Consider the following 1,898-nt stretch of genomic DNA (forward strand, 5'->3'; position numbering starts at 1 on the left):
GTGGACCAGAACCTGCAGAAGGTGGTAAAGGGCGGCGTTCTGCTGGCAGCGGTTATCTTTGATGTGGTGAGTAAGAGAAAGTCGTTTATTGTTAAATAAGATGTATGTGAAGCTAAATATATAATGTATTGTTTAAAATGTCCCTCAGACCGGTGGTTTTGGCTGAGGGCATTTTTGTTCGCTTGTAATCCTTGCTTTACAAGATAAACGTTAGTGGTTAAATGTGCAGAGAAATGGAACGGATTCAAAAAAATGTTACTGTTCAGACGTCAACTTGAAATGAATGAACCGATGGTGTAGACTGAATTCAGTTACAACCATCGATTTTTCTTTATCCAAATATCTGGGATACTCTGTCAAATAAATTCACGTATTCCTTTTGGCGCATCATAACCAGTATGCTCATGTATTGGCAGAGATAATCGATACTCTCGAAACTCCGGAATGTCACGGCCTGCTTCTGTTTTCGTTTGTACCCTCTCAACAGCCTTTCGGCTTCGTTGTTGGTAGCTGGCACCTGGAGATTATGAAGGAACAGGAGATGGTTTTCTCTGTATTTCTCCATTCGGCTCGAAAGATTATATCCTTCCTTATAATACTCGGTGGCTGGTATGTATTCGTACGCCTCCTTTGCCTTCACCATGATCTGGTCGTAGCGCGCTTCATATTTTGTCATTTCCTCCTTATCGCAGCCCTTCCCTGGTTCCAGGCTGTTCCGGTAATGGATCATTCCCCGGATCGGGGAATACATTTGTTTGTTCCACGTACGGTCCGGTTCATTTTCAATGCTGTCCTTGAGCTGGCGCTGGATATGGGCAAGACAGTCCTGATGGTCCGTTCCATAATTGAAAAAGGTCGACTCATGGTCATGAACCAGAATTCCCTGGTATGTCTCCACCGGCGTTCCCTTTACACCTTCGTGCCCCTTTTTTTACGTGCAAAATACAGGGCCTTCCCGTCAGGGGACGCGCATATAAATACATAGGCGCTTGCTCCGTTCACCTTTGCGTTGGTACAGTCTGTATGCATCACGGGTGACAGCAGCAGGTCCGAAAATATCTTTCTGCGTTCCTGCTCTGTTTTACAGGCAAACTCCCGGCTGAGCCTGATCACCATGCCTTTCGATAGATTCGGTTTTCCTTCCGTTAAATCTGACAGAAACTTACTGCTTTTATCAATCGAGGTACAGCAGTCATGGTTGAGCAAAAACAAAAAGGCTTTCACGCTCCCACCGTAATTGACATCATCCACAATCCCGCAAGGGAATTCGGCATGGATCCTTTCCCCTGTTTTTGAGTTGTAGTAAACGTCAGCCTGATATTCTGTTACTTCCAGCTGCTTTACAATCGATTTTGATGGTTTTTTGAAATCAGGGTCCTCCACAGCTTCCTGTGGCGGCGGTAAAGGACGGGAGCCGTGGTGGGGACCTGTTTTTTGCGGCTGTGTCCGGCATGTCCGGGTTTCCTGCCTGTTTTTTCTCTGCTGTTTTGGATTTTTTTGTGTTTTACAGACAAGGAGGAGGGCAGAGAGGAATTTTCATAATCACGGTTCATCTGGGCCCTTAACTGGAGGTTCCTGCCTTTTCCTCCAGACGCTGTTCCTTTACTTTATCCAGGGCCTCATCCAGCTGGCCCTGCGTTTTGAACAGCCGTTTTTTAAATTGTTCCATTTCTTTTAAAGCTGCCGACCGTTTTTGGTTGAATTCCTTTTCCAGATTCCCGAACACCTCAAACCATTGGTTCCGGACCGTGATTATCTCACGGCGGGACCCGGCGAGTTCTTTATCCTGTTTCTTAATCCTGCGCTCAAAGGAGCGGACCGTTTTTTCGTGTTTTTCCTGCATGTCCAGATATTTTTTGCCAGAATTAAAAGCCGCTCCTACTGCACTGGCTGCTTTA

General features: G+C 45.9%; 2 protein-coding genes and 1 pseudogene. All 3 read right to left on the bottom strand.

Features of this window, described 5'->3' with window-relative positions:
* Positions 1-331: 331 nt before the first annotated feature.
* A complete protein-coding gene (locus KH180_RS16640; RefSeq protein ID WP_002576095.1) occupies positions 332-898 on the bottom strand; it encodes an IS66 family transposase in 567 nt (188 codons plus the stop codon).
* An 11-nt stretch (positions 899-909) separates the two neighbouring features.
* Entirely contained in the window at positions 910-1,383 is a 474-nt protein-coding gene (locus KH180_RS16645) for a hypothetical protein (protein WP_290762496.1), read from the bottom strand.
* A gap of 178 nt (positions 1,384-1,561) precedes the next feature.
* Positions 1,562-1,898 (bottom strand): annotated as a pseudogene (locus KH180_RS16650) (IS66 family transposase); the annotation flags it as partial.

The sequence above is a fragment of the Anaerostipes sp. genome (assembly GCF_018381315.1).
In the GTDB taxonomy this organism is placed as follows: Bacteria; Bacillota; Clostridia; order Lachnospirales; family Lachnospiraceae; genus Anaerostipes.